The following is a 15,377-nucleotide window of genomic DNA, read 5'->3' on the forward strand; positions in this document are numbered from 1 at the left end:
AAATTTGAGGAACAAAAAATACAGAACCCGGATGAACGTGCGGAAATTTAGCGCCGTACAGACCATAAACAGGTTCATGGTGCCGTCGAGCTGCCCTTTGAGGTAATATTGAGTATATTTCTATTCATTTTGGCATATAGTTTTATTTTTGAGACTGACTAATCAAATCCCATGATGTTGCAGTTCCTTTTTGGATCTGTGTATTCGTTTTAAGTCCAATAAGTTGATCGATAAATTTTGGGGCAAGCCCTTTCCCAGGGCGAATTGCTCGAATGTCATCACGAGCAATTTCCGCTCCTTCCGCAAGATCGCGTACAAAGTACACGGAACGGCGAAATATTTTCGTTTTTTCTTCCGACTCCTTTCGTGTGTATCCCGCCGTGCCCAAGGCGCTCCATGCGTCTTTCGCTTCAACGCAAAGCCGTTCCATCTCATGCGGTTCAAGAGAGAACTCGCTGTCAGGGCCTTTGTCCTGTCTGCTCAGGGTGAAATGCTTTTCAATGATGCATGCTCCCAGGGCTACGGCCGTTATCCCAGCAGTTGTCCCCATCGTATGATCGGATAGTCCGGTTATTACGCCAAATCTTCGCGCAAGTTCGGGGATCTGTCGCAGGTTCGCCTGCTCGATCGGGGCCGGGTAACTGCTGATGCAGTGGAGCAGGATCAGGTCCTTGCATCCGGCTTCTCGCGCAGTAGTGACTGCATCCTCAATTTCTTCCTCGCTGGCCATTCCGGTTGACATGATCATGGGTTTTCCCGTGCTGGCGGCATAGCGAATGAGTGGAAGATCAACGATTTCGAAGGATGCGATCTTGTACGTAGGGGTGCCCAAGTCTTCCAGAAGGTCCACAGCGGTTTCGTCAAAAGGTGTTGAGAAAATGGTGATGCCGAGCTTTTTGGCATAATCAAACATCGCCTGGTGCCATTCATAAGGTGTTTCCGCCCATTTATAGAGATCGTGCAGCTTGATACCATCCCAGAGTCCGCCCTTGATGAGGAAATCTGGAGCGTCGCAGTCAATGGTGAGGGTTTCTGCTGTGTAAGTTTGAATTTTGATCGCATCGACGCCGCATTTGTGGGCGGCCTCTATTGTTTTGAGAGCTCGTTCCAGCGAACCATTGTGGTTTGCTGATAATTCGGCGATAATGTATGGTGAGTGGTCGGGACTGATTGCTCGACCATTAATATTTATCACGATAATACTCCTGTCATAATATGAATTTCATGAATTTTTTTAAATAGATTTATGTACGCAGTAATATTTGTTTATGTTTATATTTCAAGAATATAAATGCATATATTTTTTTTATGAATGTTGAGTTTAAAATTAATGTTTTCTAATAATCTACAAGAACGAACATTTGTATCTTTCACACGTGCAAAAATTAGAGTTTGTGATTTTGTTTTTTTGAAAGTTGAAATCGCATCTTGAAGCAGTGATTTCCCGAATCCACGATCTCGAACACGATGGTCTAGTGAATAGCTAATATCCCAACCATCTTCAATTTTATCAAATCGTACTTGTCCAATCGGAAATACATTTTCTATTTCAACAATGTATAGACGGCAATTTTCTTGGTCATCTAGTCGCTTACAGAGCCATTTGCGGTGTGTTATAGGATCGATGGCGTCTGGGTGAAAAGCGTTCTTTCTGACTAAGGGGTCATTGGCCCATTGCAAAAGTATTTGCTCATCGTCCAGTCGCGCCAGTCTTGTCTTGAACGTGGTTTGTGCATCGAGCAAAATGAAGCTTGCAACTCGTTCCACGCCTCGGCCATCAACCAAAGCGTAGCAACGTTGCGACCATTCAGGCGGGACGTCGTTATCCAAAATTGTCTGAAGTGTTCGGGATAACTGGACGGCATTAATATTGTCTTTGTGGCCAAGCCATTGGGCAATTCCAGTCCGGTCCAATTCTTCGGCGATGGGCCTTTGATTTTCTGCGAGCGTAATGATTAGTGTTGGTAAGCCCAGGCAACAACGTTCCCATGAAGTAGCCCCTCCAGCACCAATCGCGAGATCGGCCTCTGCAATGAGTGGCGCCAGGTTTGGCAGGCGTTCATGAAGGCTGATGCGGTTGTCTTTTCCCGCAAGTCTTCGTACGGATGCGATGTGCGGACTCACGGGGTTCATGACAACGTCCATAAAAACACCTTCAGTGTTGATCACCCCGAAAGCGGAAATGACCATGCCTGTCAGATTGTCGGTGTCGGCGCCTCCGAAATAGACTAGGATGCGGCGGATTCTGCCTTCCCGAGGCGGAATCCGGTCATGAAGTTCGGCGTAGATTGATTGCAACAGGGCGTACTCGGGACCGAGCAGAAATGCGCAATTGTCGGGAACTTTGTAGCGATAGCGGTCCTGCCAGCTTGCAACCAGATTCTGATCCAGCAAAAGGTCGCAATCATGGGTGCGATCGGCTAGGTCGTCTATGACCATCAACCTGCGGCAGGCCGGCCGCAATTTTCGCTCCCAGCCCTCATCGATCGCATAGTGGTCGATTACAAGCCAGTCGACGGTCACATCTCCCATTGCCTTGCGAGTCTGCCCAGCATCTGTGCGCCAATCCGCTCCAAGCCATGCCGCATGGGCCAGCGAACGAGGATCTTGTCTCAAGCCCCGCGAGGCTTCCGCTGAGGGTAGGCAGTGGGCCGTGAAGCCGCGTTCGGAGATCAAGTCGATCAGGTTACCGGGGTGTTCGCGGCAGATGAATTGACATTCGCATCCGCGCTTACGCAGGGCCTCCGCGAGTGTCAGGCAACGAATGACATGCCCTGTGCCGATTTCCAGGGAAGCGTCGACGCGAAAGACGATTTTTTTCGGGTTCATCACCATTCCTCGAGCTGGCGCAGAGTCGTAAACATCAATTCCGCCCGCCGCCAGTCCTCTATGGTATCAATATCCTGAACTCGGTGGCGTGGCAGCAGTACAGGGAAGGCGTGGGAGTTGAATATCGGCAGTCTTTCGAGCCAGGCTTCCGTCCGGCCCCAATAAAACTGGCCGGCATCGTGGTACGCTTCTTCCAGATCCTGCGAACGAGTGTTGAAATGCTCGGGGTGGAACATTTCGACTCTCCCGTCTTTATTGATGCGGACAGCGCGCTGGATTGGGAACGGGAAGCTGGTGACGGAGAATGCGTAATCGCAATCATGGCGAAGTAGAACTTCAAGCCCCTGGTGAAGGTCCGCCGGACGAACGAAGGGTGCGGTTGCATATACACAGCACACTTCTTCCGGTTTTGCAGCCGTATGCTTTAGATACCAGTCTATCGCGTGCGCAACGACAGGAATTGTTCCCGTGTGATCATCGGACAGCGCTTCCGGACGGACAAAGGGCGATTCGGCTCCCCATTGACAGGAAATTTCGGCGATTTCGGCATCGTCAGTTGAAACGATGATCCGATCGAAGCATTCGCTCTCCCTTGCCGCCTCGATGGCCCAGGCGATCATGGGCCTGCCACAGAAGTTCTTGATATTCTTTCGGGGAATGCGCTTGCTGCCTCCTCGCGCAGGGATCACCGCCAGCTTCATTGCTGCACTGCCTTTCGAAGCGCCTCCACGACGGCGTCCTGCTGGGCTTCGGTCATGCCATGGAACATGGGCAGGCTGATGGCTTCGGCATAATAGCTTTCGGCTTGGGGGAAATCTCCAAGCTCAAAACCCAGGTTGCGGTAGTAGGGCTGGGTATGAACAGGAATGTAATGCACGTTCACGCCGATGCCCTGGTTGCGCAGGCTTTCGAAGACGTGGAGTTGGCGCCTGTTTGTCTGAGTTGGGTCCAACCGGATCACATACAGATGGAGACCTGAATATGAGTCCGGATGCTGCCATGGTGTGACCATGGGAAGTCCGGTCAGCATTTCGTCGTAACGTCGGGCCAGGGCATGGCGACGCGCAACGAACCCGTCCAGCCTTTTCATCTGGCTGACGCCGAGGGCCGCCTGCAGCTCGGTCATGCGGTAATTGAAGCCAAGATCAATCTGTTGATAATACCAGGGGCCGTCCGGTTCGTGCGTCATCAGGCCCGGATCTCGAGTGATGCCGTGACTGCGAAGCAGGGACATCCGTTCCGCCAGCCGAGAGTCGTTGGTCGTCGCCATACCGCCTTCTGCGGTGGTGATGATCTTGACGGGGTGGAAGCTGAAAATGGTTATATCGCTATAGCGACAATTGCCGATGAATTCGCCTCGATATTTTCCGCCGATCGCATGGGACGCGTCCTCGATGATCCTGAATTCGTAGCGTTCGCCCAGGGCGTGGATGGCAGCCATGTCGCAGGGCTGCCCGCAGAGATGGGCAGGGACTACGATTTTGGGCAAGCGGCCTGCGCGCTCGGCCAGTTCGAGCTTTTTCACCAGCGCGTTGGGGCAGAGGTTGTACGTGCGAGGGTCAATGTCGACGAAGTCTACCTTGGCACCGCAGTACAATCCGCAATTCGCCGACGCCACAAACGTTATCGGGCTGGTCCAAAGCCAGTCACCCGGTCCAAGCCCAAGCGCCAGACAGGCTATGTGCAGAGCTGATGTGGCGCTATTCACTGCAATCGCGTGCTCGGCTCTCACATGGTTGGCGACAGCCTGCTCGAAACGTGGAACCTTAGGGCCTTGTGTGAGAAAATCCGACCGCAGGACATCAACGACCGCGTCAATGTCCGCTTGGGTTATTTCTTGGCGACCGTAGGGGATCATGATTAGATGTTTCCTATCTTGTCGCGGTTTGCCTCGATCCATGCATTCAGTTCGGAGGATGTCATCCATTCCGAATTGGTGTTGCTGGTGTAGTTGAAGCCTTCAGGTACTTTCTTTCCGTCCTTGATCCGCTTGCTGCAGTTCGCCCAGTCATTGATGGCGGGAAGGATCTTGAAATGCTCCGGATACTCGTAAGTGTAGTAGGAGTCATCTTCCCCGATCATCTGTTCATGCAGCTTTTCCCCAGGGCGGATGCCGATGAATTCGAGTTTGGCGTTGGGTGCGACGGTCAGGGCGAGATCTGTGACCTTCATGGAAGGGATTTTTTTGACATAGATTTCTCCCCCCTCCATGTCCTCGAAAGCATCCCAAACAAGCTTAACACCCTGCTCAAGCGAGATCATGAACCGTGTCATGCGCTCGTCCGTAATAGGCAGCACGCCTTTGTCCTTGATGGAAAGAAAGAAGGGAATGACCGAACCTCTTGAGCCCATGACATTGCCATAGCGGACCACTGCGAACCTCGTCGTTTTGCTTCCGGAATAGGAGTTGCCGGCGACAAAGAGTTTGTCCGAAGCCAATTTGGTTGCACCGTAAAGATTCACAGGGCTACTGGCCTTGTCCGTCGAAAGGGCGACCACTCGTTTGACCTCTTTGTCAATGCAGGCATCAATGAGGTTCATGGCACCGTCGATGTTTGTCTTGATGCATTCGAAGGGGTTGTACTCGGCCGTCGGGACTATCTTAGTTGCTGCAGCGTGGACAACGTAGTCTACGCCGTCAAGTGCTCGATACATTCTTTCCCGATCTCTGACGTCGCCTATGAAGAAACGAACTCGAGAATCGAATTGAAATTTCTTGGCCATGTCCCACTGTTTCATTTCATCGCGAGACAATATTATGATTTTTTTAGGATTGTATTTGCTTAACGTCATAGGTACAAAGGCATTTCCGAAAGATCCAGTCCCGCCAGTCACCAGAATAGTTGATTCTTTGAGCATGTGTTAGTCTTATTGTTAGTAAATTGAGCTGTTTGTTATGCATTGAGTGCGTTGCTGCGTATTAGCATGATATATTTGAATATTAAAAGGAATGAAAATGTAAGAAGGAGTGATATCGGAATGGATAACGTGTTGTAAGATTGAGACAATATAAGTGTTGCAAAGAAAAAAATAGGCAGTGAAAGAATATGGCTGGATATAATGCTCCTATCTTGACGCAGCGCATAAAGTCCGTAGTGTGGAATCATGCTTATTGCTGATATTGCAGTGGCGAATATGGTCCAATAAAGCAGCGCGAAGTGTTGTGAATACACATCTCTGTTGATCCAATGAATTATTGGCCCTATTAGTATTACTGCTGCTGCAGAAAGTGTGAATGTCAATAAGGTAGTTTGAATACCCATGCGTCGCAATTGCGATTTGAATCTTTTTGTATCCTTTCTTCCGACAGCAGCAATCAACTCTGGATAGGTGAATGAAAATACCGCAGCATCAAGAAAATTCATGATGGCATTGGCGATTCCGACAAAAAAAACGTACGCTGCAAGCACTTCAAGACTACATAATGTTTCAATCCAATAGCGGTCAAAGGTGTAAAGAGCTCGCAGTGAAAGCGTGGCCAAGACAAAGGGAAAAGCTGCTTTTATCCCTTTTTTGATCCAGTTCCAGTCGATAGGCAACTTGAGGGAGCTGGAGTCCAGTTTGCGCAATCTGATAAATCCCAAGATGCATGCGCCAGATACGCCGAGAGCCCAAGCAGCGAGAACAAATTTGAGATGCCTCTGCTCTGGAAAAATCCATAATATGACTGCTGTCATGATTGCCCAGCATCCCTGCCTAATAAACAGAATAGCGCTTGCCCAGAGAGGTTCCGAGATTGCTACGAGGAGTCTGTTGAGCTCTTGGGCTAGATGTTCAAGCGCCAACAAAGGAAAAAACCAAAAAACAAGTTCCCATGGCAAAAATCCGAACCAAAATATTAATAAACTCGCTGGGATCAATATTGTATGTGTAATTGTATAGAAAACGCATTGGTCACGCAGCTGTGCCGCCCATTTTTTTTTATCTGTTACAATAATTTCTCGAGTAGAGTATGTATAAAAATCGAACCCTAAAGCCATCAAACAATATAAAATTGTTGCGTTGAAAAGTCCGTAAAGTCCTACTTCTGCAGGCTCAAGAAATTTTGCCAGGACAAATATAAGAGCAAACTTGCTAGAAAGTGTGGTTCCGCGGAGAGCCAGATTAAGAAGCCTTTGCAGGACTTCGCGTTTGGTATTCATCACAGAGTGCTTTCAGCCTGTCGCGCATTACGCTCATTCAGCGATAACTTATCGTGCATGTTTCTCAAAGAACTCGAATATTCCGAAAATGCCTCTTGGAGCAGAATGTCTGCCCTCCATAAAGCAACTCCCTGCGGAATATATCCTCCGGCAAATTCATCACGATTAGGCACGTTTCCGCCATGTCAATTTTGTTTGCTCGGTTAGTGACCCCACTTTGGGGCGGAAGCGGCCCGGTTCAGCTTCCGAAGGGCCGGAAATCGGCTCATTAGGCGTTGTCATTGACGAATCCATGGAGGAGGGTCAGCCACAAAATCCGTATGTCGAGGGACAGTGTCCAGTTCTCGATGTAGTAGTGGTCGTGCTCGACGCGCTTCTCCATCTTCTCCATCGTGTCCGTCTCGCCCCTCCAGCCGTTGACCTGGGCCCAGCCGGTGATGCCGGGCTTGATCTTGAGGCGCCACATGTAGCCCGGCAGGCGCGAGCGGAAGCTCTCGTCGTGGGCCACTGCGTGAGGGCGGGGGCCCACCAGGCTCATGGAGCCATCCAGTACGTTGAAGAGCTGCGGCAGTTCGTCCAGGGAGAACCTGCGCAGCAAACGGCCCAGAGGGGTGATCCGCCAGTCGTCGCGGGTCGCCTGTTGAAACCGATAGCCGTCCTCGGTCACGCACATGGTCCGGAATTTCCAGATTCGGATCTCTCGCCCGTCGAGGCCGTAGCGCCACTGCCGGAAAAATACGGGCCCCGGTGACGTGAGCTTGATGGCCAGGGTGATGCCCAGCATGACGGGGCTGGCGACGATCAGGGCCAGGATGCCGAGGATCAGGTCCTCGGCTCGCTTGAGGATCTCCTTGCGGGCCGACATGGGCGACGCGGACAGGGCGATCACGGGAATGTCGCCGACCTGGAAGGCGTTCAGGTTCATGAGCTGAAAGGTGAAGATGTCCGGAATGATGTACAGATTGGCAGGACTGCTCAGAAACTGATCCAGGATTTGGCGCGCGCGTTTTTCGGCGTTGTGGGGGAGGGTCAAAAAGACCATGGGCACATGCTTTTCGTTCACGAATGTCACGGCATGGCCGCAGTCGCCCAGCACCGGAACGCCCTTGCATTCACCCCCGATCTTGACGGGGTCGTCGTCATAGGCAGCGACGGGTACGATGCCCAACTCCGGATAGTTCCGAACGGTCTGAATCCATTGTTGAGCCAGGCTTCCTGCACCTATGAGAACGGCCTGGCGCTGGTTTCTGCCCTGGCGGCGGTAGAGGGCGAGCAGATTACGGATGGACCCGCGCGCTGCGACGAGCATGCCCGCTCCCAAGGCTGCCCACATGCCTATCTGCAGTCGTGAAAAGGTCGATGTGTGTTTGGTTGCCCAGGATATGACGATCAGGCAAAGAAACGTGAGAATCCATGCGCCGAGGACACGTCGCGCCTCGATGAAGAACGGCCGCAGGCGCAGATCCGCATTGGCTCCGGTCAGTTCGGCGGCAAAGGAATAGATAATGGTGCCGAGGAGGGTGGCGATGGTGAGATGCGCGGCGTCACCCATCGGGTAGATCACGTAGACGAACAGCATGGACCCGGTAATGACCAGAATTTCCGCGATACGTGTCGTGGTGGAAATTTTTGAGCTGAAGTTCGTCATATTTTCGGTTTCAACTTCGAGTGAATGTGGCTTTTCTCACCATCGTAATGACGACTGCGGGCGCATATTCGTGTTTTAGACGTGGGTTTCGGTTCGTTATTCCGTTTTTTTTTCGAGACGCTTGCGTGCATGAGAGCCGTAGGGCATTTCCTGTCGATGTCGAATGACGCACGTTTATCGTTTATCTCATGCTCTGTATTGTCTGCGGCCAAATCATGGTTTGCAAAATGCGTTTCGCAAACAGTCTTGACCATTCGCCGATAACGCTTCAATATTCGTGGATCATGATCGACATTCATTGCCACTTGCTGCCCGGACTGGACGACGGGCCCGGAAACATTGACAAAGCCTTGTCCATGGCGCGCTTGGCCGTGGATGACGGAATCCATGGTGTGATCTGCACGCCGCATTGGCACCCGATGCTCTGGCCCAATGAGCGGGGCGCCATTCTTCAGGCCTTGGCGGATTTGCGGCATCGGCTCGATACCGAAGGCATCCCGCTTCGGGTTTGGGCCGGGAGCGAGTTGGCCCTCGACGCGGATTTGGCGGAGAGGCTGGCCGAAGGGCGGCTCGGAACCCTCAATGACGGCCGATGGGTGCTCCTGGAGCTGCCGGGCGCCTTTCCGCCCCCGGGCATCGAGGACTACCTGTGGATGCTGCGCCGGGGAGGGTACGAAGTTGTCCTGGCCCACCCCGAGCGCTATGCCTACATCCAGAAGGATCCTATGCGGCTGCACGCCTGGGTGGAAATGGGCGTGGCCGTGCAGATCACTGCTTCGAGTCTGCTCGGCCGATTCGGTCCGGAAGTCTCCACTCTCTGTCGCGTCCTGCTGGAGCATAAACTCGTCCATTTCCTGGCCAGTGACGCCCACGGGACCCGCTCACGACGTCCGATGCTGGGCGATGCCTTGCGGGCGGCTGCCGATGCGGTGGGAAGTCAGTCCGCCCGCCGGCTTGTCGCCGACTATCCCGAGTCCGTGGTCCGCGGCGAACCCCTCGATCTGCGTGATTACGCCCCGCAGTCTTTGCCGCTCAGGAAGCGCCCGTGGTACAGGTTTTTCGGAAAGTGAACTCGATCGGGGAAAGGCCGATGAGCAGATTATGACCTGACAATGGACCCAGTCCGGAAATCCGGGCCGCAATAGGAACATCGTTTCGACGTATTGCCCCCTCTCCACTAGGTCCAACGGCCTGTCATCCGAGTATTCAATTCTTGATCCATCTCTTGCTGATCTTTGCGGCACGTGGACCTCACCCGATCCGGCGGAAAGGGCCAGGGCTCCGGGGGGCAGGCCGGACACTGCAATGAAGCCCGCGGCAAATTTCATCCCGATGGGCCCTGGCCCGATTTTGGTAGATCCGTCCTGCGGATGGACGGAACTCTCGTCAAAGGTAAAACGGTTGAGAGAGATGCTGTCCCCGGACGGGATGAGCTTCCGCTCGCCGGCCTTCGAAATTTCCAGTCCTAGCGTCACAGTGCCTTCCGGGATCAGTCTGGGGGATGAGGATGTGCCGGCCATCCGGGGGGAGGCGAGCAGGACGGCCAGGACCGGCGCGATCAGGCACAAGGGTGCTGATCTCCACGGCCGATTCTTCACGATCATGCTTTGCTCCACGGATTCATACCCGTCACTGGTGGGGGCTGGCTTCGTCGCTGTCTCCTCCGCCTCCGTCCCCGCTTCCCGCCACGGCGACGATGGAGGCACCGATGATGGCCAGCGTCGCCGTGGCCACGCCGGCGGCCGCAAGGGCTTCGGTGTCCGCTTCAGACAGCCCGATCCCCTTGGCCAGAACGATGCTGTTTCCGGCTTTAAGCAGTTTCTGCCCTTGGTCGTTGGTCAGCTCAAGGGAGCCTTCCGCCATGGTCAGCACGGCCCGGCTTTCCGATACTTCCAGCGTGCCTCGGATCACGGCCTCGGAGCTGACCGGGACCAGGGCCGGTTTTGCCAGAAAGGTGTCGAACGGGGTTTTGAACTCCACCGGCTTGGCATCCGCGCGCATGGCGAAGGAGACGCTGCCCGTATCGACCAGGACGGTGAAGGCGTCATGGTCCTCGTGGACGGCAAAGACCGTCTTGTCGGCACCCAGGAGTTGCACGCCGTCGGCCTCGATGAAGCACTGGCCGTTGCAGGCCATGAGCGTGCCTGTGGGCGCAGGCATCTCGCTTTCCACCACGGCGCCGGTTTTCACCAACTTGACGGAGCCTTCGGGGACAAGTCGTGGCGCAGAAAGGGGAAGAGCCATCAGGGGCTGAGCGAGGAGCAGGATCGCGGTCAGGAGCGAGGCTATTTTCTGGAACCCGATCATGATGTTCTCCGTGTTTACGTGAAATATTGCGCGGGGTAGGGACTGGCATGTCATGATTTGTCATGACGCGGATCGGCCCCTTGGATTCGCTTCATTAAAGATCAGTTTGTGTAATAAAAAACAATACCTGCGCATACTTATTTATAAGAAGGAGTCATGCGCATGTGGCGGTAGGATGAGCCCACTCCAGGTGGGGAGATGGCTTGTGTCTCGGCGGAGCCGACGGAAAGCCGGATGCTTGCCGGCCTGTTGCAACCATGGATTTTGGAATAGAAGTTCCCATGGGCGTAACGGCTGTATGCATGGCCTCTTTTCGGCCGGGTCCATACGCCCTGCGTCGTCCTGGTCGCTTGGCTGTGCGGGTTCCGGACAAAGACCGGAGAGCTGCGTGGCGGGTACTTACTGGGGCGGTGGCTGGTAGCCGACACCGACGAGGCCGGTGCCGAGGGTCAGGCGCAGGCCTTGGAAAAAGGCGCTGGCGGCGTTGGATTCGACGAAGATGACGTCTCGGTCCTGAACTTTGAGTTCCGCGGCTTCGCCGGCCTGCATGTCGTCGAGCGAAAGTTTGGCCACTTCCCGGCGCCCTTTCCCGACGTAGCGGATCAGCTTGATGTTCCTGGAGTCGGCGAAGGACTGCAGTCCCCCGGCGGCGACGACGGCCTCCTGCACGGACATCTCTTGGCGGATGGGGTAGGAGCCGGCCTTGCGCACGGCGCCGTCCACATAGATCGAGCCGGCCTCGGGAACGTAAACCACGTCCCCGCCCTTGACGGCAACGTTAAGTTCCTCGCTGCCTTCTTTGATCATCTGGTCGAGGTCGATGATCAGGCACTGCGCGGGCTTTTCGGCTTCACCCTTGCGGCGGATCTGGACGATGCGTCCTGCCGTCTGGCTCAGTCCCTCGGCCAAGGCCAGGACATCCATGAGGTTCATGCGTGCGTAGAAGTCATAGGTGCCGGGCTTCTTGAGGGCGCCCATGAGGGTTACCTTGGAGCCGAACTGTTCCTTGACGAAAATGGTGATGTGCGGGTCCTGCAGGTATTTCTCGAGGTAGAGCCTCTCGACGTGCTGCTCGGCCTCGCGGATGGACAGGCCGGCGACCTGAACGGTGCTCAGCAGGGGCAGGGTCACGCCTCCGCGGGCGCTGACCCTGGTCTCCGTGTTCAGGTCCGGGGCTTCGAAAATGGAGACCTGGATGAGATCGCCGCCGCCGATGACATAGTCTTCGTAGCTTGGCGTGGCGGTGAAGGACGCGTAAAGTTTTCTGTTGAGTTCCGCCACCTCTCCGGCGTTCTCGCCATCGGTCGCTGAGCCTGCCAGCTGACCGATTTCCGTCGTTTCCTTCGGGCCGCTCGCGCCGCAGCCCGCAAAGAAGACGAGCAGGGGGAGCAGGAACGTCAAGAGCGGCCGGTCAAGGCCGGAAGCTTTTCTCTTCCCGGGAAGGACGGGGTCCGGACGGAATGAGACGGCGCGCATGGTGAGGCCATTCGCTGCGGATTGAAGCCATGGGTGAGGAAATGATTTCAACGAGTTCGATGTATGAATTATCAAGCGGATCAATTTCATGCTCATATGCTGACACAGGACGACGTCCGAAGACAATACGTAGAAAGTCAGTGAGTCTTCTCGCCCCCCCCCTTCGCTGGTCGAGCGCGACAAGGGGGGGCTCGTAAGGCTTGCTTCGTCATTACCTTGTTGGCCTCGCTCGCGACGATGTCCACGGACAAGAGTTCATGATGCTCCCGGATACGTGCCTGCAGGGGGTGCAGCCGGAACCCAGGAGAAGTGTAACTACTGTTTAATATGTATAATATTTATTAATTTACGCATAATAATATTTATTTCAGTGATTGATGGATGCTTATTTGTATAAATACTATATTAATTCGCGTGCATAATTATTTCGTGATAATAATTATAATTTGAAAAAAATATCATATTCGTTTTCCAATGTCTGATTCGCTTGTTGACAAGATTCACATGCGATAGATAGATGTCAGTCTGTCTTGATTTTTTCTCTGCATGTATATTCAGAAGGACTGTCATTCATGGGCGATAAATATACGTCTGGAGCCCTTCCTGCAGGGATGGATTCCTACCTTCCTCCTGTCCAGTCCGTTCAGCCAAACCTCCCTGCTGTCGAGTTCCGTGAAATTTTGCCCCAGGCTGATGACGAGTTGGACCTGAGGGACTACCTGGACGTGCTTATCAGGCGCAAGTGGCTCATCTGCTCCGTCATGTTCGGGTTTTTCGTGACTGTATTCATTGTAACCCTCGCCATGACTCCCATCTACAAGGCCACGGGGCGACTTGAATTCAACATGCAGCCGCCCAAGGTCACCAAGTTCGAGGACATGGTCGTCCCCCAGACCCAGACCCGGGAGTTCATGAACACCCAGAGTAAGCTCCTGACCTCGGATTCCCTTGCCTGGCGTGTCATCGAAACGCTGGATCTGGTCAACAACCCGGATTTCAACACGAATCTCGAAGGTATGGGATTCCTGGCCGCCATCAGCGGGGCCTTGGGCGCGATGTCGGGACAACCTGGCGCAGCATCGGAAGCGGGAGGCGTAGCTGCGGAGGTCCAGCAGCGGCTGTTGAAGGTCTTCAGGGAAAATTTGGAAGTCAAGGCGGAGCGTGACACGACAATCCTGAACCTGGCCTTTTCCTCGCCAAACCCGGCCCTGGCGCGGGACGTGGTCAACACGCTTATCCGTTCCTTCATTTCCTGGCAGATGGACATGAAGGTCGGTGCCGCCGGGCTGGCCAACGAACAGCTTCAGAAGCAGGTCGAACTGGCCCGCATGCGCCTGGAGAAGTCCGAAGCTGAACTGAACAGCTTCGCCCAGAAAGCCGGCATCGTATCCCTCGATAGCCGCATGAACCTCGTCTACAAGCAGCTCGAGGAGATCAACACCGCTCTGGCCGTGGTTCACGCCCAGCGCCTGTCCAAGGAAGCCCTGCACAACCAGGCCCGCGAGGCCGGCGTTTCTGCAATGCCAGTGGTCATCAACAACGAGCTCATCCAGCAGCTGCGCGAGCAGCATGTCCTGCTCGTCTCCCAGTACGAGGATCTGCTCGTCGTCTTCAAGCCGGACTACCCCGAGGCTAAACGCCTCAAGGCCAAGATCGACGACGTAAGCGCCAGGATCGCCGGCGAGGAGAACCGCATCCTGCAGGGTATCCGCAACGACTACCTCGCGGCAATGAAGAACGAGGAGGGCCTGCGCAAGCAGGCCGAGGTGGCCACGAGCCAGGCGCTGGAGCTTAACGACAGGGCCACCCAGTTCAAGATCCTGGAACGCGAGGTGGAGACCAACAAGGAAATCCACCAGTCCCTGCTGCAGCGTGTCAAGGAGATCGACGCCACGGTCGGCGCCGACATCAGCAATATCCAGGTCGTGGACCATTCGCTGCTGCCCGTGAAACCGGATACGCCGAAGATCAGGCGGAACCTGCTACTGGCCATCGGCATCGGGCTCATGCTCGGCATCTCCGCGGCCTTCCTCCTGGAATTCCTTGATAATACGGTCAAAAGCATGGATGAGATCTCCGATCGCTTCGGCATCCCCATCCTGGGAGTCATCCCGGAGGCCGAGGAGCAGTTCAGGGACAGACTGGACCATCTCGTGACCACAGAGCCGAGAGCCGGCTTTTCCGAAGCTATCCGCACCGCCCGCGTGTCCATCCAGCTGTCCACGGCGGCCGAAGGCGGCACGAAGAAACTGCTCGTGACCAGCACCACCGAGGGCGAGGGCAAGTCGACCATCGCCGCGAACATGGGCCAGGCCTTTGCCGCCGCCGGTGACAAGGTCCTCATCATCGATGCGGACCTGCGGCGGCCCTGGCTGCACAAGGTCTTTCCTTCCAGCGGTCCGCGTACGGGAGGTCTGAGCGAACTGCTGATCGGAACCACGACCCTGGAGGAGGTGGTCCGCAAAACAGGCCAGGAGAATCTGTATTTTATGCCGGCCGGCCTGCTGCCGCCCAACCCGGCCGAACTGCTGGCCTCCAAGCGCATGCGCCAGTATCTGGACGAACTCGGCACGACCTACGACCGCATCATCATCGACGGACCACCTTCGGTCGGATTTGCCGACGTGCTTGTGCTTGGCAGTCTGGTCAACGGGGTTATCCTGGTCACCACCCTGGGCAGGACCCACCGTCAGGCCCTGCGGCTCTTCCGGCGATCCCTGGCGAACATCAACGCGCGCTTGCTCGGGACCATCGTCAACCGTCTCGACGTGCAGAACCGCATCGGGGGATACTACACGAAATACTACAAATACTACTATCACTCCTATTCCTACGGTGTCGGGCAGGCGGAACTGCCGTCGGAGAGCGCAGCGGGACAGACGGAGGAAAAGCGCGCATCCTGAAACGGCTTTCGACGGGGAGACTTTTGCGAAGACGCTTTTCCGTAACCTTTGAGACATGGGCAGGGAGAGGGC

At 54.7% G+C, this 15,377-nt stretch carries 12 protein-coding genes; 2 read left to right on the top strand and 10 right to left on the bottom strand.

Going from position 1 to position 15,377, the window contains the following annotated elements; translation table 11 throughout:
* Positions 1–142: 142 nt before the first annotated feature.
* From pseI to G394_RS21280, 8 genes are all read right to left on the bottom strand, one after another.
* Complete coding sequence (pseI, locus tag G394_RS0114165; protein WP_245578345.1) at positions 143–1,195, bottom strand: pseudaminic acid synthase; 1,053 nt, start codon at positions 1,193–1,195, stop codon at positions 143–145.
* A 77-nt stretch (positions 1,196–1,272) separates the two neighbouring features.
* On the bottom strand, positions 1,273–2,829 hold the full coding sequence (pseG, locus tag G394_RS20895; protein WP_169725573.1) for a UDP-2,4-diacetamido-2,4,6-trideoxy-beta-L-altropyranose hydrolase: 1,557 nt from the start codon (positions 2,827–2,829) through the stop codon (positions 1,273–1,275).
* A complete protein-coding gene (gene pseF / locus G394_RS0114170; RefSeq protein WP_028578213.1) occupies positions 2,829–3,530 on the bottom strand; it encodes a pseudaminic acid cytidylyltransferase in 702 nt (233 codons plus the stop codon). Before pseF ends, pseG begins: the two co-directional genes overlap by 1 nt.
* Positions 3,527–4,687 (bottom strand): UDP-4-amino-4,6-dideoxy-N-acetyl-beta-L-altrosamine transaminase, encoded by a 1,161-nt coding sequence (pseC, locus tag G394_RS0114175; RefSeq protein WP_028578214.1) that lies wholly within the window; start codon positions 4,685–4,687, stop codon positions 3,527–3,529. The genes pseF and pseC overlap by 4 nt, the downstream gene beginning before the upstream one ends.
* A 2-nt stretch (positions 4,688–4,689) precedes the next feature.
* Positions 4,690–5,688, bottom strand: coding sequence for a UDP-N-acetylglucosamine 4,6-dehydratase (inverting) (gene pseB / locus G394_RS0114180; RefSeq protein ID WP_028578215.1), 999 nt, complete (start codon positions 5,686–5,688; stop codon positions 4,690–4,692).
* A gap of 35 nt (positions 5,689–5,723) precedes the next feature.
* Complete coding sequence (locus G394_RS21275) at positions 5,724–6,971, bottom strand: lipopolysaccharide biosynthesis protein (protein WP_156902627.1); 1,248 nt, start codon at positions 6,969–6,971, stop codon at positions 5,724–5,726.
* A 268-nt stretch (positions 6,972–7,239) separates the two neighbouring features.
* On the bottom strand, positions 7,240–8,619 hold the full coding sequence (locus tag G394_RS0114185; protein ID WP_084435688.1) for an undecaprenyl-phosphate glucose phosphotransferase: 1,380 nt from the start codon (positions 8,617–8,619) through the stop codon (positions 7,240–7,242).
* Positions 8,616–9,008, bottom strand: a complete 393-nt coding sequence (locus G394_RS21280) for a hypothetical protein (RefSeq protein WP_156902628.1) — start codon at positions 9,006–9,008, stop codon at positions 8,616–8,618. Before G394_RS21280 ends, G394_RS0114185 begins: the two co-directional genes overlap by 4 nt.
* Here G394_RS21280 and G394_RS19385 point away from each other — a divergent pair.
* Positions 8,904–9,689, top strand: a complete 786-nt coding sequence (locus G394_RS19385) for a tyrosine-protein phosphatase (RefSeq protein WP_043776094.1) — start codon at positions 8,904–8,906, stop codon at positions 9,687–9,689. The genes G394_RS21280 and G394_RS19385 overlap by 105 nt on opposite strands.
* A gap of 559 nt (positions 9,690–10,248) precedes the next feature.
* On the opposite strand, the gene G394_RS0114195 is transcribed toward G394_RS19385, so the two are convergent.
* Both G394_RS0114195 and G394_RS0114200 read right to left on the bottom strand, forming a co-directional pair.
* On the bottom strand, positions 10,249–10,926 hold the full coding sequence (locus G394_RS0114195) for a hypothetical protein (RefSeq protein ID WP_028578217.1): 678 nt from the start codon (positions 10,924–10,926) through the stop codon (positions 10,249–10,251).
* Positions 10,927–11,325: 399 nt separating this feature from the next.
* Positions 11,326–12,327: a polysaccharide biosynthesis/export family protein gene (locus G394_RS0114200; RefSeq protein ID WP_169725574.1), complete on the bottom strand. Its 1,002-nt coding sequence runs from the start codon at positions 12,325–12,327 to the stop codon at positions 11,326–11,328.
* A 755-nt stretch (positions 12,328–13,082) separates the two neighbouring features.
* On the opposite strand from G394_RS0114200, the gene G394_RS0114205 reads away from it, so the two are divergent.
* Positions 13,083–15,305 carry a GumC family protein gene (locus G394_RS0114205; RefSeq protein ID WP_245578346.1) on the top strand — a complete coding sequence of 741 codons (2,223 nt, stop codon included), beginning with the start codon at positions 13,083–13,085 and terminating at the stop codon, positions 15,303–15,305.
* Positions 15,306–15,377: the final 72 nt, after the last annotated feature.

This window comes from Desulfomicrobium escambiense DSM 10707 (genome assembly GCF_000428825.1).
GTDB lineage: Bacteria > Desulfobacterota > Desulfovibrionia > Desulfovibrionales > Desulfomicrobiaceae > Desulfomicrobium > Desulfomicrobium escambiense.

Coding starts and splice junctions, on each gene's coding strand:
- pseG (WP_169725573.1), bottom strand. CDS start 2,829: ATGAACCCGAAAAAAATCGTCTTTCGCGTCGACGCTTCCCTGGAAATC.
- pseF (WP_028578213.1), bottom strand. CDS start 3,530: ATGAAGCTGGCGGTGATCCCTGCGCGAGGAGGCAGCAAGCGCATTCCC.
- pseC (WP_028578214.1), bottom strand. CDS start 4,687: ATGATCCCCTACGGTCGCCAAGAAATAACCCAAGCGGACATTGACGCG.
- pseB (WP_028578215.1), bottom strand. CDS start 5,688: ATGCTCAAAGAATCAACTATTCTGGTGACTGGCGGGACTGGATCTTTC.
- G394_RS21275 (WP_156902627.1), bottom strand. CDS start 6,971: ATGAATACCAAACGCGAAGTCCTGCAAAGGCTTCTTAATCTGGCTCTC.
- G394_RS0114185 (WP_084435688.1), bottom strand. CDS start 8,619: ATGACGAACTTCAGCTCAAAAATTTCCACCACGACACGTATCGCGGAA.
- G394_RS19385 (WP_043776094.1), top strand. CDS start 8,904: ATGATCGACATTCATTGCCACTTGCTGCCCGGACTGGACGACGGGCCC.
- G394_RS21280 (WP_156902628.1), bottom strand. CDS start 9,008: ATGGATTCCGTCATCCACGGCCAAGCGCGCCATGGACAAGGCTTTGTC.
- G394_RS0114195 (WP_028578217.1), bottom strand. CDS start 10,926: ATGATCGGGTTCCAGAAAATAGCCTCGCTCCTGACCGCGATCCTGCTC.